The organism is Brevundimonas sp. GW822-FHT03E11 (genome assembly GCF_058801445.1).
The window spans coordinates 93,007-114,746 of the sequence record NZ_JBXANG010000008.1 but is presented as its reverse complement, the minus strand read 5'-3'; the positions used below and the strand labels follow the sequence as shown (position 1 = coordinate 114,746).

Annotated in this window: 16 protein-coding genes; 7 read left to right on the top strand and 9 right to left on the bottom strand. The window is 67.2% G+C overall.

Translation table 11 applies throughout. The annotated features are described in order from the left end of the window. Positions 1 to 12: 12 nt before the first annotated feature. The gene (locus AC1RKE_RS13170; protein ID WP_348683043.1) at positions 13 to 2,337 is read right to left on the bottom strand and encodes a glycoside hydrolase family 88 protein; all 2,325 of its coding nucleotides are present in this window, start codon (positions 2,335 to 2,337) and stop codon (positions 13 to 15) included. A 233-nt stretch (positions 2,338 to 2,570) separates the two neighbouring features. On the opposite strand from AC1RKE_RS13170, the gene AC1RKE_RS13165 reads away from it, so the two are divergent. Next, entirely contained in the window at positions 2,571 to 3,971 is a 1,401-nt protein-coding gene (locus tag AC1RKE_RS13165) for a glycoside hydrolase family 28 protein (protein ID WP_348683045.1), read from the top strand. 97 nt (positions 3,972 to 4,068) lie between these two features. Here the strand turns inward: AC1RKE_RS13165 and AC1RKE_RS13160 are convergent, their stop codons facing one another. From AC1RKE_RS13160 to rhmD, 8 genes are all read right to left on the bottom strand, one after another. Beyond that, positions 4,069 to 6,801 carry a TonB-dependent receptor gene (locus tag AC1RKE_RS13160; RefSeq protein WP_348683046.1) on the bottom strand — a complete coding sequence of 911 codons (2,733 nt, stop codon included), beginning with the start codon at positions 6,799 to 6,801 and terminating at the stop codon, positions 4,069 to 4,071. Between the two features lie 155 nt (positions 6,802 to 6,956). Beyond that, positions 6,957 to 8,420 carry an oligogalacturonate lyase family protein gene (locus AC1RKE_RS13155; RefSeq protein WP_348683048.1) on the bottom strand — a complete coding sequence of 488 codons (1,464 nt, stop codon included), beginning with the start codon at positions 8,418 to 8,420 and terminating at the stop codon, positions 6,957 to 6,959. A 23-nt stretch (positions 8,421 to 8,443) separates the two neighbouring features. Beyond that, entirely contained in the window at positions 8,444 to 10,723 is a 2,280-nt protein-coding gene (locus AC1RKE_RS13150) for a hypothetical protein (protein WP_348683050.1), read from the bottom strand. Next, a complete protein-coding gene (locus AC1RKE_RS13145; RefSeq protein ID WP_348683051.1) occupies positions 10,723 to 12,000 on the bottom strand; it encodes a sugar MFS transporter in 1,278 nt (425 codons plus the stop codon). The genes AC1RKE_RS13150 and AC1RKE_RS13145 overlap by 1 nt, the downstream gene beginning before the upstream one ends. Positions 12,001 to 12,062: 62 nt before the next feature. Then, entirely contained in the window at positions 12,063 to 12,965 is a 903-nt protein-coding gene (locus AC1RKE_RS13140; protein WP_201464063.1) for an amidohydrolase family protein, read from the bottom strand. 9 nt (positions 12,966 to 12,974) lie between these two features. Further along, on the bottom strand, positions 12,975 to 13,727 hold the full coding sequence (locus AC1RKE_RS13135) for an SDR family NAD(P)-dependent oxidoreductase (RefSeq protein WP_152949722.1): 753 nt from the start codon (positions 13,725 to 13,727) through the stop codon (positions 12,975 to 12,977). Further along, positions 13,724 to 14,587 (bottom strand): 2,4-didehydro-3-deoxy-L-rhamnonate hydrolase, encoded by an 864-nt coding sequence (locus AC1RKE_RS13130; RefSeq protein ID WP_348683055.1) that lies wholly within the window; start codon positions 14,585 to 14,587, stop codon positions 13,724 to 13,726. Before AC1RKE_RS13130 ends, AC1RKE_RS13135 begins: the two co-directional genes overlap by 4 nt. Positions 14,588 to 14,606: 19 nt before the next feature. Next, positions 14,607 to 15,800 (bottom strand): L-rhamnonate dehydratase, encoded by a 1,194-nt coding sequence (rhmD, locus tag AC1RKE_RS13125; RefSeq protein WP_348683057.1) that lies wholly within the window; start codon positions 15,798 to 15,800, stop codon positions 14,607 to 14,609. A 140-nt stretch (positions 15,801 to 15,940) separates the two neighbouring features. Between rhmD and AC1RKE_RS13120 the strand changes: the two genes are divergently transcribed. The 6 genes from AC1RKE_RS13120 (at position 15,941) to AC1RKE_RS13095 (ending at position 21,663) form a co-directional block, all read left to right on the top strand. Continuing rightward, entirely contained in the window at positions 15,941 to 16,747 is an 807-nt protein-coding gene (locus tag AC1RKE_RS13120) for an IclR family transcriptional regulator (RefSeq protein ID WP_182714112.1), read from the top strand. Between the two features lie 29 nt (positions 16,748 to 16,776). Then, positions 16,777 to 17,538, top strand: a complete 762-nt coding sequence (gene lra1, locus AC1RKE_RS13115) for an L-rhamnose 1-dehydrogenase Lra1 (protein WP_348683059.1) — start codon at positions 16,777 to 16,779, stop codon at positions 17,536 to 17,538. A gap of 9 nt (positions 17,539 to 17,547) precedes the next feature. Continuing rightward, positions 17,548 to 18,681: an FMN-dependent L-lactate dehydrogenase LldD gene (lldD, locus tag AC1RKE_RS13110; protein WP_348683061.1), complete on the top strand. Its 1,134-nt coding sequence runs from the start codon at positions 17,548 to 17,550 to the stop codon at positions 18,679 to 18,681. A gap of 85 nt (positions 18,682 to 18,766) precedes the next feature. Then, entirely contained in the window at positions 18,767 to 20,074 is a 1,308-nt protein-coding gene (gene pelA, locus AC1RKE_RS13105; RefSeq protein WP_348683063.1) for a pectate lyase, read from the top strand. Between the two features lie 93 nt (positions 20,075 to 20,167). Then, entirely contained in the window at positions 20,168 to 20,728 is a 561-nt protein-coding gene (locus AC1RKE_RS13100) for a sigma-70 family RNA polymerase sigma factor (RefSeq protein WP_228186374.1), read from the top strand. Then, positions 20,725 to 21,663 carry a FecR family protein gene (locus tag AC1RKE_RS13095; protein WP_333895930.1) on the top strand — a complete coding sequence of 313 codons (939 nt, stop codon included), beginning with the start codon at positions 20,725 to 20,727 and terminating at the stop codon, positions 21,661 to 21,663. The genes AC1RKE_RS13100 and AC1RKE_RS13095 overlap by 4 nt, the downstream gene beginning before the upstream one ends. Positions 21,664 to 21,740: the final 77 nt, after the last annotated feature.

Here is a 21,740-nt window from a genome sequence, read left to right as displayed (position 1 = left end):
GATCGGCCGCGTTCAGGGCGCCGGACGGAAGTCGAAGGCCTGGTCGGCGACGAAGGCCTCCCATGACCGGCGGTCGGGGAAGTCGAGGCCGCGGGACCAGGCCGAGCCCATATAATAGACGAAGGGCCGGCCCGGCGTGACCCGCACCAGCATCAGATAGTTGTCCGCATCCTCGGCGAAGCCTTCGACCATCGACGGGTCGGCGACGACGGCTATGCCCAGGCTGCCGTGCTCGGGATCTTCCGGCTCCCAGAACATGATCCGCCCGTTTGCGGCGTCGCGGGTGACGAAGCCGGCGCCGTTGGCGTTCCGTCGCTTTGAGATGCCGATGCCGACGATCAGCGGGGCGTCGGAGTTCGAGTTCAGCGTCGAGGTCATCCGGGTGAAGTTCGACCCCAGCGGCAGGCTGAACTCCCGCGTTTCCCAGACGTTGCGGACCACATCGACCGGCCAGGGGCGGTAGGTCACGTTGAACCGGGCCTCATCGCCGCCGGTGCGGGTGATGGCGTGGGTGGAGAAGTTGCGGCTGGTCCACAGCTTGTTGTCGTACCAGACGCCCAGACCCCCCGCGCCGCGGCCGCGGCCGACGTCGTAATAGTCCAGCCCTTCACCCCGATCGACGTGGTAGTTCGGGAACTTCAGCTGGCGGTCCATGAAGGGATAGCGGACCCGCTTGGCCCAGACGTCGATCCCCGACCCGGACGGCGGTTCACGCCCCTCCAGGGCGGGACCATAGATGCGATGCGCGACCCGGTCGTTCTCCCACAACAGATCGTCCAGCCGATCGGGCGCGAAGCGTGCGACGGCGCGCGGCGTCTGCAGATCCGCAGGCGGCGGGGCCAGCGGCGCGATCGTCGAGGGGCGGCCCAGGACGGCGGGATCATAGGACAGGGCGGCGGTGGCCCGCATCTCGGCCTCGCGGCGGCGGGTCTCTTCCGGTCCCCTCACGGTGACCGGAGCGGGCGGCGTCGGCGTGGTGGCGGCGATCACCTCAGCGGTGTCTCGCGCGGGCTCCGGCTCGGGCAGGGACTGGGCCGGTCCGTTCAGATCAGCGATCTCCAGCCCTGCCAGGATGTAGGTTCCGGTGGCGTAGAGGCCGGTGTCGTCCGCCGCCGTCGAGACCGGCTGGTCGCCTGTCTTCTGGGCGGCGCCCAACAGGCCGCTGGGCAGGACATGACGGTTCAGTGTGGCCCAGCCCTTCAGCACGTGGGGCAGATAGGCCTCTCGGTCCAGCAGGCCGTGATTGACGCCCCAGGCCAGGGCGTAGACGTAGAAGACCGAGCCGGAGGTTTCAGCCTCCGGATAGGCCGCCGGGTCCAGAAGGCTGGCGCGCCAAAGCCCGTCGTCCTGCTGCAGCTCGGCGATCCGTCCCGCCATCGCCTGAAACAGATCGACGTAGAAGGGGCGGCTCGGCAGGTCGGCGGGGACCGATTCCAGCCAGCGCGCCAACCCGCCCATGACCCAGCCGTTGGCCCGCGACCAATAGATGCGGTCGCCGTCGGCGTCGCGGTGGTCCTGGTCCTTGAACCGTTCGTCGCGCAGGAACAGGCGCTCCTCTGGGACCCAAAGCCGATCGGCCGTGCGCCGCCACTCCTTGTCGGCGGCGTTCAGATATTTGGGGTCGCCTGTGATGGCCGACATGCGCGCCAGAACCGGCGGCGCCATATAGAGGGCGTCGGCCCACCACCAGACCAGGGCGGGCGTCTCCTCCGTCCGCGCCAGATGGGGAACCTGCCAGTCCAGCCTCTGACGCAGAGGCATCAGAACGCCTTCCTGGCCGCGTCGCGCGTAAAGCTCTTCGTACAGATCGCCGATGGCGATGTCGTCGGCGTTCAGCAGGGTCTTGCCGGACCGGGCCCCGCGCAGGCTGTAATTATAGTGGTCGGCGACGGCGCTGAGGAACCGCAGCGTCTTCGGATCTTCCGTCACCCGCGCCAGGCGCGCCGCCCCCACATAGAAGGTCGCAGCCACCCAGTTGGACGACATCTGCGTCAGATTGCTGCCGGTCGACAGAGCGATCGGCTCGGCGGCCATGGCGGCGATCTGGGACGAGGCGACATAGTCCACCGCCGCCATCGTATCGCGGCGGGAGGGCAGGCCGGCGGCTTCCGTATAGAGGGTCGGCCGGGGCCGCGGGCTCAGCCAGTCCGCCTCGACGCCGGGCGGCAGTGCGGCTGCGCTCGAGGCGATGGCCTCAGACGCGGCCGGGGCCGGGGCCGGGGGCGGGGTTTGGGACGCCGTCTGGGCCAGAGCCGGGCCGGTGAGGACGAGGGCGGTGGTCAGGCCGGCGGTCAGGGCGGTCGTCAGCGCCAGACGGGTGCGCGAGGGCAGGGGCATTGGCTTTCCTCCGGCGGCGCGTGAAGGCGTCGCTCTCTTCGTTGTCGTTTGCGCTGGCGCGCGTGGTAACCGGGGTCCTTCCTGTGCGGCGCACGGCGGCACGCGCCGCTTCGGCTTGCCAGGACCATACCGTCCGCTATCGTGAGACGGAAGAGCAGAATATGGGAAGCGGCTTTCTGCGGTCAAATGGCCGCGCCCGTTTCCTCCCTCTGCAGAGTGCGAAAAGGCCCGCCATGAATCGTCGATCCCTTCTTCACCTCGGCCTGACCGGCGTCCTGACCTCGGCCGCGCCCGCCCTTCTGCCCGCCGTCGCCCGAGCGCAAGGCGGACAAATTCATGATGCGGCGGACTTCGGCGCCGTCGGAGACGGCCAGACGATCAATACGCGCCCGATCCAGGCGGCCATCGACGCTGCGGCGGCCGAGGGCGGCGGCACGGTGGTGATCAGGCCCGGCCTCTACCTGTCGGGTTCGCTGTTCGTGAAGTCGGGCGTGACCCTGATGATCGGGCGGGGGGCGACGATCCGGGGCCTCAAGGACATCTCAGCCTATCCGATGATCCGGACCCGCGTGGCGGGGATCGAGATGGATTGGCCGGCCGCGCTGCTCAACATCTATCGTCAGCAGAATGCGAAGATCACCGGCGAGGGGCTGGTGGACGGCGACGGCCAGGTCTTTTGGGACAGCTATTGGGCGATGCGGCGCGACTATGATCCGCGTGATCTGCGCTGGGCCGCCGACTATGACTGCCGCCGCCCGCGTCTGATCCATCTTTATGAGGCGGATCAGGCGGAGGTCTCGGGCCTCAATCTGGCGCGGTCGGGCTTCTGGACCGTCCACGTCTGCTACTCGCGCGACGTCACCGTCTCGGACCTGATCATCCGCAACAACATCGGCGGGCGCGGCCCGTCCACCGACGGGGTGGACATCGATTCCTCGGAACGCGTGCTGGTCGAGCGGTGCGACATCGCCGTCAATGACGACGCCCTGTGCATCAAGGCCGGGCGCGACTGGGACGGGCTGCGCGTGGCCCGGCCCTGCCGTCAGGTGCGGGTGAAGGACTGTGTCGTGCGCGACGCCTTGGCCGGCATGACCTTCGGCAGCGAAACCTCCGGCGGGTTCGAGGACATCGAGGTCTCGGGCCTCAGGATCGAATATCCGGTGCCGCTGGGGATCTTCTTCAAATCGGGCCACACGCGCGGCGGCGTCATCTCCAACATCCGCCTGCGCGACATCCATCTGCAGGACGTGCGCACCCTGTTCCGGGTCAACCTGAACTGGTACCCCAACTACAGCTACGCTCGGATTCCGCCTGGCGTCGCGGACGTCCCGGACTATTGGCGGGCGCTGGCGACGCCGGTGCCCCGCGACCGAGGCGTGCCGCGCATCCACGACGTCCGCCTGTCCGACATCAAGGCCGCGGGGGGCAAGGTTGGATTCGAGGCCGCCGCCTATCCCGAGGCGCCGCTGAAGGACTTCCTGTTCGAGCGCCTGGACTGGGACGTCCACGACGCCGGGACCATCGCCAACGCCCAGGGCTGGCGCTTCGTCGACTGCAACATCGACACCCTAGACGGCAAGGCGCCGCGTGTGACGGATTCGGCGCGCGTCGCGGGTCTGAGTGACAGGGCCTGAACCCAGCTTCCCACCGTCAGGCCAGGCGACAAAAAAGGGCCCGGAGCATTGCGCTCCGGGCCCAGTCAATTGCGCTGAAGAGGTCAGAGAGGGAAGGTCAGTACTTCCAGCGCAATCCCACGGCGATCTCTCGGCCGGTGTGACGGTAGTCGGACACGCGGTCCGCCACATCGACATAGCGATCGTTGTATTCGTCGGTCAGGTTGATCCCTTCCAGGGAGAAGGTCAGGTTGGGCGTGATGTCGTAGGACATCGAGGCGTCCAGATAGACCGTGTCGTTCATGCCTTCCTCGGAGTTGCCGTTGCTGCCTGGGAAGGACATCAGATAGCTGCTGCGATAGGCGGCCGAGGTGCGCGCCTGGAAGGGGCCCTTCTCGTAATAGAGGGTGGCGTTGACCGTATTCTTGGACTGGCCCGTAAGGCGGTTCTTGCCGGCGGCGCCGTAGTCGACCTCGGAGTCCACATAGGTGAAGTTGCCGATGAAGCCGAAATTCGACCAGAAGCCAGGCAGGAAGGTGAACGGCTGCTGATACTGAATCTCCAGCCCGTGCAGCGTGCCGCCCTGGCCGTTCAGCTTGCGCGTGACCTGGAAGACGTCCGTCGGGCGCGCCGCCCCCTGCAGCAGTTCGTCCGGCAGGCCCAGGTCGCTCCACACGATCGATTCCGTCACCGAGGTGATGAAGCTGTCGATGTCCTTGTAGAAGACGGCGGCGGCCAGCAGGCCCTCGTTCTGGAAGTACCACTCGACCGACATGTCGTAGTTGGTGGCGCGGAATGGATCGAGCAGCGGATTGCCGTAGGAGACGGTGCGGGTGGTGGGCGAAACGCCGCCGCCGGGGGTCAGATCGCCCAGCGAAGGCCGCGACATCACCTTGGCCGCGCCCAGCCGGATCACCAAGTCTTCGCGCGGCTCGATCGCCAGGTTGAACGACGGCAGCACGTCGTCATAGTCATTGTTGGCGGTGACGTATTCATAGGTCGGACCGGCCGGGGTGGTGATGGTCTGCCAGCCCTTGGATTCGACCTCGGTCCGGGCGTAGCGGACGCCGACGTTGCCCCGCACCGTGACGGCGCCCAACTGGGTGTTGAAGTCGGTCTGAACGAAGACGCCCTGATCGGTTTCGTCCACTTCCCGCTCGCTGCGGTTGGGGGTCAATGGGTCGTCATAGACGCTCAGGAAATCGGCGATCTTGCCGATGTCAGGCACGATGAAGTTGAGGCTGGAGCCCGCCGGCACGCCGATCTTGCCGTCGATGCTGACGACCTTGCCGATGGAGTCGACCCCGGTCAGACGGTCCGCGCCGACGGTCGCGGTGTTGGCCCGCGAAACACCGAAGTTGCTGAAACCATAGGTGCGGTATTCGCCCCCGAATTTGAAGGTGACCGCGTCGGACCAGTCGTATTCCAGCGCGCCGGCCGCGACCTGGTTGTCGAAGTCGCCGCCGCTGGTGCTGCGGGTCGCCTGGATCAGGGTGAAGTCTTCGCCCGAGGTGGTGTCGAAGCCGTAGTTGATCAGCGGCAGACGGTCGTCGCCTCGGAAGTCGATGGTGTAGCCGTCCACATCCGACTGCTCGAAGGCGTAGGCGACGTTCAGCGGGGTGCGAGCCTCCGACTTGTTGGCGCCCAGCTTCAGATTGCCGCGGAACTGGTCGGTGAAGTCGTGGCGGACGTTCAGCGAGGCCTGGGCGAAGGTGCTTTCATTTCGCGTGAAGCCGTTTTCCGACCGCACCAGGACATTGTCGAACACGCCGTAGGAGAAAGCGTTCTTGGAGGCGTCGATCGCATAGTCGCGCACGACGACGCTGTTCACCGCCGCGCGGCTGAAAGACCAGGCCTCCAGGTTCGGGCTTTCGAGTTCGGAGTTCAGGCGCGACCACAAAAGGTCCAGCGCCACCTCGGTGCGGGCGCTGGGCCGCCATTGAAGGGCGGCGGTCACGCCCAGGCGGTCCTCCTGGGTGTTGCCGAAGGTGTAGCGCGGAATGCGCGGATAAAAGGCGTTCAGCACCTCGGTGCGTTGGGCCGCCGTGGTGCAAGGGATGCAGCCGCCGAGGTTCTGACCCACGCCGTAGGGCCGGCTCGCGTCGCCCCGCTGCCAGCGGGTGGTGTTGAAGCTTTCCAGGATGGGCGACCGCTCGGAATAGGCGGCTGAGATCAGGGCGCCGAAGGTGCGGTCTTCATTGGTCCAACTCAACAGACCGGCCAGGCGCGGCACCGTCTTTTCGGACAGGTCGTTATAGGAGCCCTGGACCGACAGGGCCGAGTTGAGGCCGCTGCCGCCGAAGTCCATCGGCCGGCCGGTCTGCAGATCGACCGTGGCGCCCAGGGAGCCTTCTTCGATCTCAGCCGACTGAGTCTTGCGGACCTTGATGCTGTTGAACAGCTCCGAGGCGAACATGGAGAAGTCGAAGCTGCGGTTGCGACTGCCGCCGGACGCCGCCTGGGCTTCCAGGCCGTTGATGCGGGTGCGGGTGAAGTCCGAGCTCAGGCCCCGGACCGAAATGGTCGTGCCCTGGCCGTTCACCCGGTCGATGGTCACGCCGGGCAGGCGCTGAATGGCTTCGGCCAGGTTCTGATCCGGAAAATCGGCGATGTCCTCGGCCAGGATGGCGTCCACGGCGCCGGCCTCGCTGCGCTTGATGTTCAGCGCCTGCTGAAGGCTGGAGCGGAAGCCGGTGACGACAATGTCCTCGACCTGGGCTGCGGGCTGGTCGGCGACCCCTGTCGGCACGGGCTCCTGCGGCGCCGTTTGCGCCCCGGCCGGCAGGGCCAAAGACAGCGCCGCCAGGGATACGCCGACGGCGCACGAATTGCGGAGGTTGATCCGTTGCATCCTGTTCTCTCCCCATCCGGCGTCTGTGGCACCGGTGTCATTTCTTGGTATGGCGTCGCACATGATCGGACGCGCAACGTACCGTTTTGTGCAACAGCTTCTCGTATTTTGCAATACGTGGCGGAGTTAGCCGGGCAAGACCGGCTTGCGCCCTCTCAGTTTCGGGCGACAGAGGCCGCATAGACGTGATTGCGACCGTGCATGTTGGAGACGAACAGCACCCACCGTCCGTCCGGCGTGAAGGTGACGTTGGGCTCCAGCCGATAATCGTGACGGCCCATGTCCACCAGCCGCTCGGTCCGCAGATATTCGACCGAGATCAGGTCGTCCTGATCGCTTTCGGGGTCATGATCGACCACCGGTTCGGGGCGCAGAAGCACCAGCCATTTGCCGTCCGGCGCATGGGCGACCATGTCTGCGTCGCCGCCGTCGCCGGCGAAGAAGCTCCCGTCGGGCGAGCTGTTGAAGTGCACCGACCAGCTGTTCTGCTCCAGCCGGCGATAGACGCGCTTTCCGGTTTCCAGGTCCACGGACGCCACCCAGAAGACCTGACCCCGCGGCGTCTGCAGATCGTACAGGACCTGGCGTCCGTCAGGACTGAACCACTCGTGGCCGAAGATTTCGAAATTCATCGTCCGCTGGTGCAGTTTGCGCAGGTCCGCGCCGTTCGTCTTGATCGTCCACATGCGATCGACCCGGTGCCAGGGCCCTTCGTGCGAGAAGATGATGCGCTCAGGGTCGGTGGGCGAGAACTGCGGATGGTTCAGCCAGTCTCTGGCCGCATGGACGACGCGGCGTTCGCCGGTCCGCAGATCAATGACGAACAACTCCATCGGCACGCGCGCGGCCCAGCGCTGAAGCATCCGCACGCCCTTGGCCTTGGCGAAGTTCAGCGGGCGGCCGTCGGGGCCGACGGCGGCGTACTCGGCCTGTCCTGCGCGGCGATTGCGCGGATCGGCGGCGTCGGGCTGGAGCGGCGCGTCGCCATAGGCCACCGTCCCGACCACCAGGGTCTCGTCGGCGTTGATCGAACTGAACTGGCCCTGTTCGATCCGGGCCAGACGTCGTGTGCGGCCCGTGTCGATATCGACGGCGAACAGGGTGCGCGGCCGATCGGTCGGCTGGCCTTCGCCGGCATCAGAGACAGTGTAGTAGGCGGTCCGCGTCCTGCGGCCCGTGACCATCAGGTCTGCGTCCGGGTCGGCCACCAGCACAGATCGTCGAAAGCCGTTGTCGAGCTCGACCTTGATGATGCCCTGGGGCGAGGAGAAGAGCAGAACATCCCCCTCGGGTGTGAAGCTGTTGCGGTAGAAGTAGAGCTTGCTCCCGCCCTCGTCCCCGGACAGGCGCACAATGCGATGGCCGGTCTTGGGGTCGATCCAGTCGGTCGGAACCGGCCCCTCCCAGGTCGGCCAGGGCGGCGGCGCCTCGCTGGCCTGATGAATGGGCGGGGCGGTGTTGGGCGCGGGGAAGACCGGCGCGCCGGCCGGCCCAGCCTGGGGCGGCCCAGCCTGGGCCGTCGTGGCCTGGGTCGTCGCGGCCTGGGCTTGGCCGGCAAGCACGCCGGCGGCGGGGGCGGCCAGCAGGGCCTTGAGGGCGGAGCGTCTGGAGGTCGTCATGGGGGCGATCCTGTCTTTCGGGTTCAGGGGGCGGGCGTCAGGCCTTCGACCCGCACGGTCCAGCCCTCCTTGGGGAAGCCGGGCGCATGGCCGCTGGACCCGTCCCATCCGGCGGCCATCAAGCCGACAGCCATGAGTAGGGAGCCGTTGGACGGGAAGTAGGTCTCCGCCGCGCGACGATAGCCGGGGCCGTCGGGATTGACGGCCATCCGGACTCCGCCGGCGCCGGCCGAGACGGGCACCAGCTCGTCGGCGTGCTCGTCCAGATGGACGCGCGGCGTCATGCCGGTGACGCCCCACTGATTGTTCTTCAGGTCCGCGAACAGCCAGTCCACGGCCTTGTCGGGTTCACCCAGGCGGGCGGCGGTCATGGCCATCATGGGGAAGTCCCATCCCCAGGTCTGGCGCACGTCCCAGTTCCGCTCCACCGCTTCGAAGGTGCGGCGCATGGCGGCCGGGTCGATCCGAGCGCCTGGGATGAAGCCGTACGCCATTAGGAAGGAGGGGTGGTCGCGGTTCTTGCATTGAGCCGCCGCAGCGTGTCTGCGGCAGGCGTCGGACATGGCGGTCTCCCAGAAGTCCGGCACGTTTTCGACCGGCAGATAGAGGTCGTCCTTCATCGGCGGCGGCGCCATCCTGGCCAGGGCCTGATCCCAGTCGGCGCGGCGGGCCTGGCCCTTGCGTTCGCGCCAGGCCTGCGCGGTTTCCAGCCCCCAGCGAAAATACTCGACCTCGAAGGCGGGGTTCACCGTGGTCAGGGGATCATAGTTTTCCTGCGCCGGAATCATCGGCGGTCCCAGGTTCAGCCGGCCGTCGCGTTCGATGGGCCAGGAGGCCAGGAGGTCGGCGGTGGCCTCGACTAACTCGCCGTATCGATCCAGTACGGCGGGATCTTTCTCTGCCCGCCACACCAGCTCGGCCAGCAGGATCGGATGCGGCTGCTGCCACATGATGAAGGGCGAGACGAGGCTGGGGCTGTTGCGGCCCTCGGGTCCGACCATCTTGGGCCACCAGGCGCCCTTGACCCGGTGGCGGGCGGCCTCGGCGCGGGCCTGGTCCAGATGGCCGACATACCAGGGCAGACTCCGCTCCAGCATGTCGGCATGGCCCCACATGGCTTGCCAGCCGGCGTGCCAGGGGTGCATTTCCAGGTGGAACTTGCCGTACCAGCTGTTGGAGAACAGACCCTCTTCCTGGGGCGGCAGTTCGCCGGCGCCGTTCAGGGCCGAGAGGTATTGCGACAGGACTACGCGGCGCTCCAACTCGGGTGCGCGGGGATCGGTGGAGCCGCTGAAATCCACGGCGCCGCCCTGGGTCCAGAACCCGTTCCAGTGGGCGGCCGTCGCCTGGACGCCGGCGCTGTAGGCCGGTGTCGCGGGCGCTCGGTCCTGCCGATCGAAGCGGACCATGACGGTCAGCCGGTCGCGACCGGCGGCGACCGCTCGGAAGTCGTCGGCGCCGGTTTGCTCGATTTCACCGGAAGCGGTGATGCCCGAATAATAGCGGGTGTCGTCCAGGGTGCGGCGAATGCGGACGTCGCCCGCGTCTTGGGCGACGACGGTCAGGCTTTGGGCTCCCGAGGCGTCAAACGACGTCGGATCGGGATTGATGGCGGGGGCGACGCTTGGATAGCGGACCTGAACGCCCAGGCCTCGCGTGGAGACCAAGGGGGAGACGATCTCGACCATAACCATGTCCAGGCTCGGGTGGACGCGGGTGACGACCTCGACCGGCTGGCCGTCATAGGTGAAGCGGCTGGTCAGGGCCCCGGACCACAGGTCCAGCGTCTGGCGGGTGTGAGCGACCTTGGCGAAGTCCAGCGGCCTGCTGTCGGCGAAGGTCAGGCCGATGCGACTGAGAGAGAACCGATGCGGATTGGCCCGCAGCCAGGTGTAGGCGGGCTGGGTCTCGGCCACCGCCCACGACTTCATCCAGGCATAGGGTTGTTCCCCTCGTCCCGGCACGGGCACGTCGATCAGGCCGTCCTGTTCGGTATAGCCGTTCGGATTGGGAAAGCTGTGCCAGGCCCACTGCGCCATGGTCAGCAGGGGGGACAGTTCCGAATACTGTTCCGGGAAGGTCTGCAACCCCGTGATGTCGGCGGTGAAGCCCAGGTTCCCATTGCCCAGCATGATCGGCGCATGAGGGTCTATCGAGGTCAGCGTCACATTATGGCGCGTGACCAGGGCGTGTCGGTCGATCGGCGCGACGGGCGCGAAGGCGACGGGCGCGACCGTCTGGGCGCAGGCCGCGGTGGGGCCGGCCAGCAGGGTGAAGGCGAGAAGGGCGGCGCGAAAACCCATCACTTCGCCTCCGCCTTCAGTCCCAAGCCTGCGCCCTTCCATCCGTACCAGGCGACGACCGCGAAACAGACCGCAGGCATCAGGAAGGCGACGTTGGCGCCGTAGAGGTCGGCGATCCTGCCCATAGGCCACGGCAGCAGCACGCCGCCGCCGATCGCCATGACCATCAAGGAGGACGCCCGTTTTGTGCTTGCGCCCAGCCCGGTCGTGCCCAATGCGAAGATGGTCGCGAACATGGTCGACATGAAGAAGAAGACGGCGATCAGGGCGACCGGCGAGACGATATTGATCCCGGCCGCCACGACCAGGGTCAGGACGACATTGATCAGGCCATAGGCCGTCAGCAGGGCGCGCGGCCTGATCTTCAGCAGCAGGGCGGTGGCGAAGAAGCGGCCGACCAGATAGCCGATGGCCGCCAGCGACAGCATGAAGGCGCCTTGCTGCGACGTCAGGCCCTGCCAGTTGTGGGTCACCAGATTGATGAAATAGGCGCCGATGCCGACCTGGGCGCCGATATAAAGGGCCTGGGTGATCACGCCGGCGACGAAGTGCGGCTGTTTCGACAGGGGCAGGGCGGGAACGTCGCCCTCGGCCGAGCCGTGGTCCGACAGGCCGGTCTCCGGCAGGCGGGCGCGCCAGACGGCCAGGGCGAACAGGATCACCCCGACGGCGATCAGGCCGTAGACGATCTGGATCGAGCGGGTCGCCCCGCCCAGGGCCTGGGTCGTCGTCGGGCTGAAGAAGACGGCGCCGCCGATCAGCGGCCCGAAGAAGACGCCCAGGGCGTTAAACGATTGGGCCAGGTTCAGGCGCTGAGACGCCTTGGCCGGATCGCCCAGGACGTTGACGTAGGTGTCGGCGCTGGTTTCCAGAATGCACAGGCCGGCGGCCAGAACGAACATGGAGCCGACGAAGGGCAGGAAGGCCCCTGCGCCCGCCGCCGGGATGAACAGCAGGGCGCCGATCGCGGTGACGGCCAGGCCCGACACGATGCCGAACTTGTAGCCCCGGGCGTGCAGCAGCATGCCCGCCGGAATCGACAGCAGCAGATAGGCCCCGAAATAGGCGATCTGCAGCCAGGCGCTGTCGGCCTGGCTGATGCTGAGCGTCTCCTGGAAATGCTTGTTCAGCACGTCCAGCAGGCCATAGGCCAGGCCCCAGATCAGGAAGCAGGCGATGGCGAAGGCCAGCGGGCCCTTCAAGGAACCGGCAGGCCCCGAAACTGAGGGCTGGGCCAGACCTCCGGGGGTGTGGGCGGCGTCGGTCTCGATGACCATTGGGGCTCTCCTGGTGTTTCTCGCGGGCCTGGCCGTCTTTTCGCGGCCTCGGCGGGTGGGTGTCAGATGCGGTAGATCGCCTCGGCGTTGGCGGCGAACAGGCGGTCGCGCTCTTCGGCCGAGAAGTCGGCCGTGATCGCGTCGAAGGCGGAATAGAAGGCGTCGAAGGTTCCGTGGACCCGCTCGACCGGGAAGTCGGAGGCGAACATGGCCCGCTCGGTCCCGAAGGCGTCGATACACTCCAGGACGACGGGGCGAATGCTGTCGGGGGTCCAGGCGCGGTCGGTGATGCCGAGGCCGGAAATCTTGATCGAGACCTGGGGTTGGGCGGCCAGCAGGCGCAGACCCCGCTTCCAGCGCTCCATTCCCGCCGCGTCGCGGTCGGTCGGCAGTCCGGCGTGATTGACGATCATCGAAATGTCGGGGTGACGCGCGGCGATGATGGCGGCGGTCGCCATCTGCGACGGATAGAGCTGGAGGTCGAACGACAGGCCGTGCCGCGCCAGTTTCGCGAAGCCTGCCACCCACTGCGGATCTCGCAACAGGTCTCGGTCGGTATAGGTTTTCAGCGGATCCTCGTGCCAGCAGACGATCTGGCGCACGCCGCGTACGTTCGCGCGGGCGGCGTGAGCCTCCAGCAGGGCGTCCAGGTGTGGGTCAAGCATGTCGGCGCCGGCGACGATCGCGTGTGGATAACCGGTGTCATCGGCGAGCGATTGTAGCCAGTCTGTTTCGGCCAGTTGCCGGCCTACCGGCTGGCCGGCCTCGACGTGAACGATCTTTTCCACACGCCAGCCGGCCGTATCGGCCAGATAGTCGTCCAGCAGATAGTTCGCGTTGGCGATGGACGACATGTCCCCGGCTGGATTGTTCGGCAGGGGATCGTCCTGAAGCCAGCCGTAGCGCGCCCGTGACAGGTCCCACAGATGGACGTGGGAATCGACGATGCGGAGATCCGAGCCCACCGCGTACACTCAGTAGGTCGTGCGCCCGCCAGACGTATCGAACGTCGAGGCGGTGGTGAAGCTGCACTCTTCGGAGGCCATGAAGCAGACCATGGCGGCGCTCTCCTCGACTTCGCCCAGGCGCCCCATGGGGATTTTGGAGCGCATATAGTCGACCTGGCTCTGGGGCAGTTGCTCCAGGATCGGGCTTTCGAAGGTGGCGGGGGTCAGGCTGTTGGCGATGACGCCCTTGCCGGCCAATTCCTTGCCCAGAGACTTGGTGAAGCCGATCACCCCCGCCTTTGACGCCGAATAGGCGCTGGCGTTGGGATTGCCTTCCTTGCCCGCGACCGAGGCCACATTGACGATCCGGCCGTAGCCGTTCGCCAGCATGAAGGGCACGACGGCGCGGCAGCAGTAGAAGACGCCGTTCAGATTGATGTCCACGACCCGCTTCCAGCTGTCGATCGGAAACTCTTGCACCGGCGCGGTGGCGCCCGTGACGCCGGCGGAGGCGACCAGGATGTCGATGCGGCCGCCCAGGGCCGCGTTCGAAGTCTCGGCGGCCGACGCGACCGCCTCGGGATCGGCCACGTCCAGGGCCACGGTCGTCACGGCGCCGACCTCAGCCGCGGCGGCCTTAAGCGTGTCCGCGTTCAGATCCCACAGCACCACCCGGCCGCCCTCGGCGACGATGCGGGCGGCGGCGGCCTTGCCCAGGCCCGAGGCGCCGCCGGTCACGACGGCGGCCCGGCCTGCGAAACGTCCTTCATAGGCGCTCATGCGACCAAATCCTTGGACCAGGCCACCACGGCCTGACGCTGGCTGCCCAGCTTGTCGATGCCCAGCTCCATCACGTCGCCGGCCTTGAGGTAGAAGGGTTCGGGCTTCTGGCCCAGGCCCACGCCGGGCGGGGTGCCGGTGGTGATCAGATCCCCCGGCTCCAGCGTCATGAACTGGCTGACGTAGGACACGATCTCGGCGACGCCGAATATCATGGTCCGGGTGTTGCCGGTCTGCATCCGCTTGCCGTTCAGGTCCAGCCACATGTCCAGGTTCTGGACGTCGCCGACCTCGTCGGGGGTGACGATCCAGGGGCCGACCGGACCGAAGGTGTCGCACCCCTTGCCCTTGTCCCAGGTGCCGCCGCGCTCGGTCTGGAAGGCGCGCTCGGACACGTCGTTGATCAGCACATAGCCGGCCACATGATCCAGGGCGTCGGCCTGTTCGACGTAAGACGCGCGCCTGCCGATGACGATGCCCAGCTCGACCTCCCAGTCGGTCTTCTCAGAGCCGCGCGGGATGACGACCGTGTCGTTCGGTCCCTGAAGGCAGGACACCGCCTTGGCGAAGACGACAGGCTCCGACGGAATGGGCAGGTTCGATTCCTCGGCGTGGTCGGCGAAATTCAGGCCGATGGCGATGAATTTGCGCACGCCGTTCACCGGCACGCCGTAGCGCGGCTGGCCTTCGATCAGCGGCAGGCGCTCGGGATCGATCGCCTTCAGCGCAGCCAGGCCTTCGCCCCACAGCTGATCGGGCGTGATGTCGGGGACCACGCCGGACAGGTCGCGGATGCGGCCGTCCGCATCCAGCAGGCCGGGCTTTTCCTGGCCCCTGGGGCCGTAGCGAAGCAGTTTCATGAGACGGGGGGACTCTCGACTAGCGGGCGTAGGGGCGGTGCAGGGCGATGTCGCGGTTCAGCTCCACGCCGAAGCCTGGCGTGTCGGGAACCTTGAGCCTGCCGTTGACCGGCACGGGTTCGCCGATCAGCTGCGGATGGAACATGGGCACGACCTCGTCGGCGCCGGGGGCCATCATCAGGAACTCGGCGAAGGGGCTGTTATGGCGCGTGACGACGAAATGGTAGGAATAGACGCTGGACCCGTGGGGGATCATCAGCACGCCCTTGGCGTCGGCCAGGGCGGATATCTTCTGCAGTTCGGTGACGCCGCCGCACCAGCCGACGTCCGGCTGGATGATGTCGCAGCATTCCATCTCCAGCAGCATGCGGAAGCCCCAGCGGGTGGCCTCATGCTCGCCGGTGGTCACCAGCATCCCCTTGGGGGCGTTCTTCTTCAGCGCCTGATAGCCCCAGTAGTCGTCGGGGCTCATCGCCTCCTCGATCCACTTCAGACCCAGTTTGTGCGCTTCATGGGCCAGGCGGGTGGCGTAGTTCAGGTCCAGCGCCATCCAGCAGTCGAACATCAGCCAGAAGTCGTCGCCGCAGGCGTTCCGCATGGCCTCCAGCTCGGCGAGGTTCTTCTTGAGGCCCTCCTCGCCCTCGGCAGGGCCGTGGTGCAGGGGCATCTTGCCGCCGATGAAACCCAATTCCTTGGCTTTGTCGGGGCGCGCGCCGGTGGCGTAGAAGGTCAGTTCGTCGCGCACGGCCCCGCCCAGCATGGCGAAGACCGGCTCCTGGCGCAGTCGGCCCAACAGATCCCACAGGGCCAGATCGACGCCCGAGATGGCGTTCACCACCAGACCCTTGCGACCGTAATACTGGGTCGAGAAATACATCTGGTCCCAGATCTTCTCGACCTCGGACGGATCGCGGCCTTCCAGGAAGCGGGCCAGGTGTTTTTCGACGATATAGGCGGCGGGTTCGCCGCCTGTCGTGACCGCGAAACCGACGACGCCGTTCTCGGCCTCGATCTCGACCACCAGCGTGCCCAGCACATTGATGCCGAAGCTGCGGCGGCTCTGACGATACTCGGGATATTTCGCCATAGGCGTGGCGATATGGTCGTCAATCCAGTGGCCGTCGCCCTGATCGTGATAGTCGGCGCCGCCGCCGGTCCCGTCGTTCTTAACGACGAAGGCGCGGACATGCTTGATCCGGGGCAGGCGGCTCATTGCGGACCAGCCAAAAAGCGGCGATCCGCTCCCATATTTCGGGATTTCACTGGCTTTCCTCCCTGCGACACGCCAAGGTTCCCTGCATAGCTTTGGACGACTTGCGCGTTTTGCTACATTCTGAGAATGAGGATTACGAAATGGGACGAACGGCGTCAATCAAGACCATGCAGGTCGCAGGTGAAGACGAGGCGGGGGCCAAGGCGTCCGGCAGCCAGACCCTGCTGCGCGGTCTGGATGTCATCGACGCCTTGATCGAAGGCTCTCTGCCGCTGGCCGAACTGTCGGAAAAGCTGGATCTGACCCGCAGCACCACCCACCGTCTGGCCTCGGCCTTGGTCGAGCGTCGTCTGCTGTCGTTCCGGCCGCGCGAGGGCTATTCCTTGGGGCCGAAACTACTGGAGCTGGGTCACGCCGCCAGCCAGCAGATGCATCTGCCGCGCGTCGCCCGACCCTGGCTGGAGCAGCTGTCGGCCGCCACGGACGACACCGTGCATCTGGGCGTGCTGGACGGCCGTCATGCCCTCTATCTGGACAAGGTGGCCGGACGTCGCCGCATCAACATCGGTTCGCGCCTGGGCGAACGTCACCCCATCGCCTCGACCGGCCTGGGCAAGGCGCTGATCCTGGACAAGACCGAGGCGGAGTGGATCGACTTCTACGCCGAGCCGGACGCCAAGTTCGACTCGGCCGCCCGCGCCGTCTGGCTGGAGCGGATGCGCGGCTACGCCCAAAAGGGTTACGCCTTCGATCTTGAGGAGAACGAAGACCAGATCCGCTGCGTCGCCGCTCCGATCCGCTCGGTCGACGGCCGAATCGTCGCGGCCCTCAGCGTCTCCTCGGCCGCTCAATACATGTCCGATGCGCGGATGAGCGAACTGACCAAGACGGTGACGGAGGCCGCCGACGCCATCAGCGCCGACCTCGGCTGGTCGCCCAAAACCTGATCCAAACCCACAGAACCGTCGGAGCCCCCATGCTGCTTGAGAACAAGGTCGTCCTGATCACCGGGGCGTCGCGAGGCATCGGACGGGCGACCGCGATCGAGGCCGCGCGCCAGGGCGCTGACGTGGCGATCAACACCTATCGCGACGCCGAGGCGGCCGCCGAGGTCGTCGCCGAGATCGAGCGGCTGGGCCGCCGGGCCGTCGCCGTCGATGGCGATGTGGCCCTGCCGGACAGCGCCGCCGACTTCATCGACCGGTCGGTCCAGGCCCTGGGCCGGGTGGACGTCTTCGTCTCCAATGCCGGGATCTGCCCCTTCCACGCCTTTCTGGACATGCCGGTGGAGACCCTGCGCCGGACCATGGAGGTCAATCTGCACGGGGCCTATTTCATGACCCAGGCCGCCGCCAACCAGATGGTGAAGCAGGGCCACGGCGGGGCCATCGTGGCGATCAGCTCCATCTCGGCCCTGGTCGGCGGCGAGATGCAGACCCATTACACCCCGACCAAGGCCGGGGTTCACAGTCTGATGCAGTCCTGCGCCGTGGCCCTGGGCCAATACGGCATTCGCTGCAACTCGGTCCTGCCCGGCACCATCGCCACCGACATCAATAAGGACGACCTGTCCGATCCCGCCAAGCGGACCTATATGGAAGGGCGGATTCCGCTGGGGCGGCTGGGTCGGCCCGAGGACATCGCCTCGGTGGTCGCCTTCCTGGCGTCTGACATGGCCGGCTATATGTCCGGCGCCGCCCTGCTGGTGGATGGCGGGGCGTTCGCGAACTTTCAGTAAGACAGACCCATGATCATCTCGTCGCCCAGCGATTACCGCGAGGCCGCGCGGCGCAAGCTGCCGCCCTTCCTGTTTCACTATATCGACGGCGGCGCCTATGCCGAACACACCCTGCGCCGCAACGTCGAGGACTGGCGCGACGTCGCCCTGCGCCAGCGGGTGTTGCAGGACATGTCCAGCCTCAGCCTGGAGACGCCACTGTTCGACGAGACCCTGCGTCTGCCGATCGTCCTGGCGCCGGTCGGCCTGACGGGCATGTACGCCCGGCGCGGCGAGGTGCAGGCGGCCCGGGCGGCGGCGTCGCGCGGCGTGCCCTTCACCCTGTCCACCGTCTCGGTCTGCCCCATCGAAGAGGTGGCGCCCGCCATCGACCGGCCGATGTGGTTCCAGCTCTATGTGCTGCGCGACCGGGGCTTCATGAAGAACGCCCTGGAAAGGGCGAAGGCGGCGGGGGTGAAGACCCTGGTCTTCACCGTCGACATGCCCACCCCCGGCGCCCGCTATCGCGACGCCCATTCCGGCATGAGCGGGCCGAATGCCGAGATGCGCCGCATGATCCAGGCCATGACCCATCCCGCCTGGGCCTGGGACGTCGGGGTGAGGGGGCGGCCGCACGACCTGGGCAATGTGTCCCGATATTTGGGCAAGGCGACGGGTCTGGCCGACTATATCGGCTGGCTGGGCGCCAATTTCGATCCTTCGATCTCGTGGAAGGATCTTCAGTGGATCCGCGACGCCTGGGACGGCCCCATGATCATCAAGGGCGTCCTGGACCCCCAGGATGCGCGTGACGCCGTGGCCTTCGGCGCCGACGGGATCGTTGTGTCGAACCATGGCGGGCGTCAGCTGGACGGCGTTCTCTCCTCGGCGCAGGCCTTGCCGGCCATCGCCGACGCGGTTCAGGGCGACCTGAAGATCCTCGTGGATTCCGGCATCCGCAACGGCCTGGACGTGGTGCGGGCCCTGGCGCTCGGCGCGGACGCCGTGATGTTAGGGCGCGCCTTCATCTACGCCCTGGCGGCGCGGGGGCAGGCGGGCGTGGGCGACCTTCTCGATCTGTTCGAAAAGGAGATGCGCGTGGCCATGACCCTGACGGGAGCCAAGTCCGTCTCCGCCCTTGATCGCACTCTGATCGTGGCGTGACGGCGCAGGGGCCGCCCAACGGCGGGCGGTTGCGTCTCATGTTTCATTATGTAGAAGTGTTTCCCAAAATATTGGGAGTACGCTCGTGAGTTCTGTTTTTACCCGATCCTTCACCGCCCTGGGGGCTCTGACCCTGGTCGCCATGGCCGGAGCGCCGGCTGAGGCCGAGGTTCTTCGCCTGAACACTCCGGCCGTCGGTCTGACCATTGATCGGATCGGCGCCCTGCCGGATGGGGAGCGCGGCGCCTGGGTGGAGTATCTGGCTCGTTCCCAGGCCCAGCATCTGGCGGACCGGGCGGCTCTGGCCGCCGAACTGCCGCCCGGCGCGACTCCGCCGCCGCCGCCTCAGGCCGTGGGGTCCAGCCGGTACAACATGCCTCTGGACCGACCGTCGGACTGGTACGGATCGGCGCAGGCCCGCCGGATCGCCGACGCCATCGTCAGCTTCCAGACGCCGGCCGGCGGGTGGAGCAAGAACCAGGATCGGACGATCGCCCGTCTGCCCGGTCAGCGGTTCTCGAACGACGCCGAGACCATGGAGCAGAATCCGGCCAATTTCGACGCGCCCGCGGACCGGTTCTGGACCTTCGTCGGCACCCTCGACAACGAGGCGACCTGGACGGAGATGCGCTTCCTGGCCAAGGTCGCGGCCCACGCCCCGGGCGCCCAGGGGGACGCCTGGCGCGCCAGTATCGAGCGCGGCGTGCGCTATCTCTTGAACGCCCAGTATCCGAACGGCGGCTGGCCGCAGATCTGGCCTCTGGAAGGCGGCTTCCACGATTCCATCACCTTCAACGACAACGCTGTCGCCAACGCCGCCATGCTGCTGCGGGACGTGTCGCAGGGACGCGAGGGCTTCGACTTTGTTTCGATTGATTTGAAGTCCCGTGCAGGGGAGGCGACGCACAAGGCGGTCGAAGTCATTTTGGCGGCCCAGGTGCGTCAGGGCGATCGCCTGCTGGGCTGGCCTCAGCAGGTGGAGCCGATGCGTCTGGTTCCGACCAGCGCCCGCAACTATGAGCCTCGCTCCATCGCCAGCGGCGAAACCACCGACATCCTGATCTTCCTGATGCGCGAGCCGAATCCTTCCGCCGAGGTCAAGGCGGCCGTGCGCGGCGCGGCGGCTTGGCTGGAGGCGGTCCGGGTCTACGACAAGTCGTTCGAAATGACGGATCAGGGCCGCAAACTGATCGACAAGCCCGGCGCCGGTCCGATCTGGTCGCGCAACTATGATCTGGTGACCGGACGGCCGATCTTCGGCGACAAGGACCAGACCATCCACGACGACGTGAACGAGATTTCGATCGGGCGGCGCAACGGCTATTCCTGGTGGATCACCTCGCCGCAACGGGCGCTTGATCTGTACGCCGTCTGGTCGGCGGAGAACGGCTGATCGGGGGCCTTCGGCCGTCGAACTTTTTTCCCTCGTTCGGCGGCCTTTGACGGAAACGGTCGCGCCGCTCATCGTCATCAGATGGAGGGGCCTGTGGCGACCAGACTGAGCATTCCAAGCGACGAGGCCGTGCGCTGGCTGGCGCGCGAGGTTCTGCCGCATGAGGCGGACGTCCGCCGCTGGCTTGCCCAGTCCTTGGTCGCCGCCTCCGAAACGGACGATGTGATCCAGGAGGCCTATTGCCGACTGGTCGATCTGGACGATCCAGGCCGCATCCGCAGCCCCCGCGCCTACTTCTTCCAGACCGCCCGGTCGATCGTTCTCGAACAGCTGCGTCGGCAACGCGTCGTTCGGTTCGAAACCGTGACGGAAATCGACGGTCTGAACATCGAGTGGGACGAACCGTCTCCGGAGCGTATTGCGGCCGGGCGCAAGGAACTTGAACGCGTGATGCAGATCATCAGCCGTCTGCCCGACCGATGCCGGCGCATCTTCGAGATGCGGCGCATTCTGGGTCTGTCGCAGCGGGAGATCGCACGCCGACTGGGTGTCAGCGAGAACGTGGTCGAGAACGAAGCCGCGCGTGGGCTGAAGGCGATTCTGGCCGCCCTGGCCGCGGACGAGGCGCCGGGCATGACGAGGCGCAAGGCATGAGCGCTTCCGACCTGAATCCGATCGATGCGGAAGCGGCCGCCTGGGCGGTGAAGCTGGATCGCCCGCTGCCGGACGTCGAACGCGCGGCCTTGGAGACCTGGCTGACCCAGGATCGGCGTCACCGCGGAGCGCTGGCGCGAGCGCAGGCGGCCTATTGTTTAGCCGCCGCGCCCGCCCAGGCGGCTGAACCCGGGGCGACGACAGGTCGGCCGGCCCGGCGCTGGGTCCTGGCGGGGGCGGCCGGCTTGGCCGCCTCGCTGACGGCCGGCGGTGTTTTCGTCTCGGCCCTGCAACGCCAGCGACTGTCCACTCGTCTGGGCGAGATCCGCCGGGTGCCCCTGGAGGATGGCTCTCTGGCCGCGATCAACACCGATACGGTGGTCGAGGTCAGCCTGAAGCCGCGCCGCCGCGAGGTCGCGATCGAGCGCGGCGAGGCCTGGTTCCAGGTCGCCAAGGACGCCGCCCGCCCCTTCGTCGTCGAGGCCGGCGCGGTGCGGGTGCAGGCGGTCGGCACTGCCTTTTCCGTGCGCCGCAAGACCATCGGCGCCCAGGTCATGGTGACCGAAGGCGTCGTCGAAGTCTGGAGCGTCGACGACCCCGGCGGCGCGCGGCGGCGCGTCAAGGCGGGCGAACAGGTCTTCATTGGCGACAAGGCCGGCGCGGCGCGTCCCGTCAGCCGGCCCCTGGAGGCGGAGCGCGCCCTGGCCTGGCGCGACGGTCAGGTGGTGCTTGACGGCGACACGGTCGCCGCCGCCGCCGCCGAGTTCAATCGCTACAACAGCCGCAAGATCATCATCAGCGACCCGGCCCTGGAGGGGCGCCGCGTGGTGGGCTGGTTCCGCACGAACGAGCCCGACAGCTTCGCACGGGCGGTCGCCGTCGCGCACGGCGCATCGGTCCAGGTTTCCGACACCGTCATCGTTCTGGGCGGCTGAAGAAGAAAAATGACGGACGCGTGACGGAAAGTCCGCGCCTGATCATCGCTTGAATGGAACCCTCGCCAGAAGGGTCC

Coding starts and splice junctions, on each gene's coding strand:
- AC1RKE_RS13170 (WP_348683043.1), bottom strand. CDS start 2,337: ATGCCCCTGCCCTCGCGCACCCGTCTGGCGCTGACGACCGCCCTGACC.
- AC1RKE_RS13165 (WP_348683045.1), top strand. CDS start 2,571: ATGAATCGTCGATCCCTTCTTCACCTCGGCCTGACCGGCGTCCTGACC.
- AC1RKE_RS13160 (WP_348683046.1), bottom strand. CDS start 6,801: ATGCAACGGATCAACCTCCGCAATTCGTGCGCCGTCGGCGTATCCCTG.
- AC1RKE_RS13155 (WP_348683048.1), bottom strand. CDS start 8,420: ATGACGACCTCCAGACGCTCCGCCCTCAAGGCCCTGCTGGCCGCCCCC.
- AC1RKE_RS13150 (WP_348683050.1), bottom strand. CDS start 10,723: ATGGGTTTTCGCGCCGCCCTTCTCGCCTTCACCCTGCTGGCCGGCCCC.
- AC1RKE_RS13145 (WP_348683051.1), bottom strand. CDS start 12,000: ATGGTCATCGAGACCGACGCCGCCCACACCCCCGGAGGTCTGGCCCAG.
- AC1RKE_RS13135 (WP_152949722.1), bottom strand. CDS start 13,727: ATGAGCGCCTATGAAGGACGTTTCGCAGGCCGGGCCGCCGTCGTGACC.
- AC1RKE_RS13130 (WP_348683055.1), bottom strand. CDS start 14,587: ATGAAACTGCTTCGCTACGGCCCCAGGGGCCAGGAAAAGCCCGGCCTG.
- rhmD (WP_348683057.1), bottom strand. CDS start 15,800: ATGAGCCGCCTGCCCCGGATCAAGCATGTCCGCGCCTTCGTCGTTAAG.
- AC1RKE_RS13120 (WP_182714112.1), top strand. CDS start 15,941: ATGGGACGAACGGCGTCAATCAAGACCATGCAGGTCGCAGGTGAAGAC.
- lra1 (WP_348683059.1), top strand. CDS start 16,777: ATGCTGCTTGAGAACAAGGTCGTCCTGATCACCGGGGCGTCGCGAGGC.
- lldD (WP_348683061.1), top strand. CDS start 17,548: ATGATCATCTCGTCGCCCAGCGATTACCGCGAGGCCGCGCGGCGCAAG.
- AC1RKE_RS13095 (WP_333895930.1), top strand. CDS start 20,725: ATGAGCGCTTCCGACCTGAATCCGATCGATGCGGAAGCGGCCGCCTGG.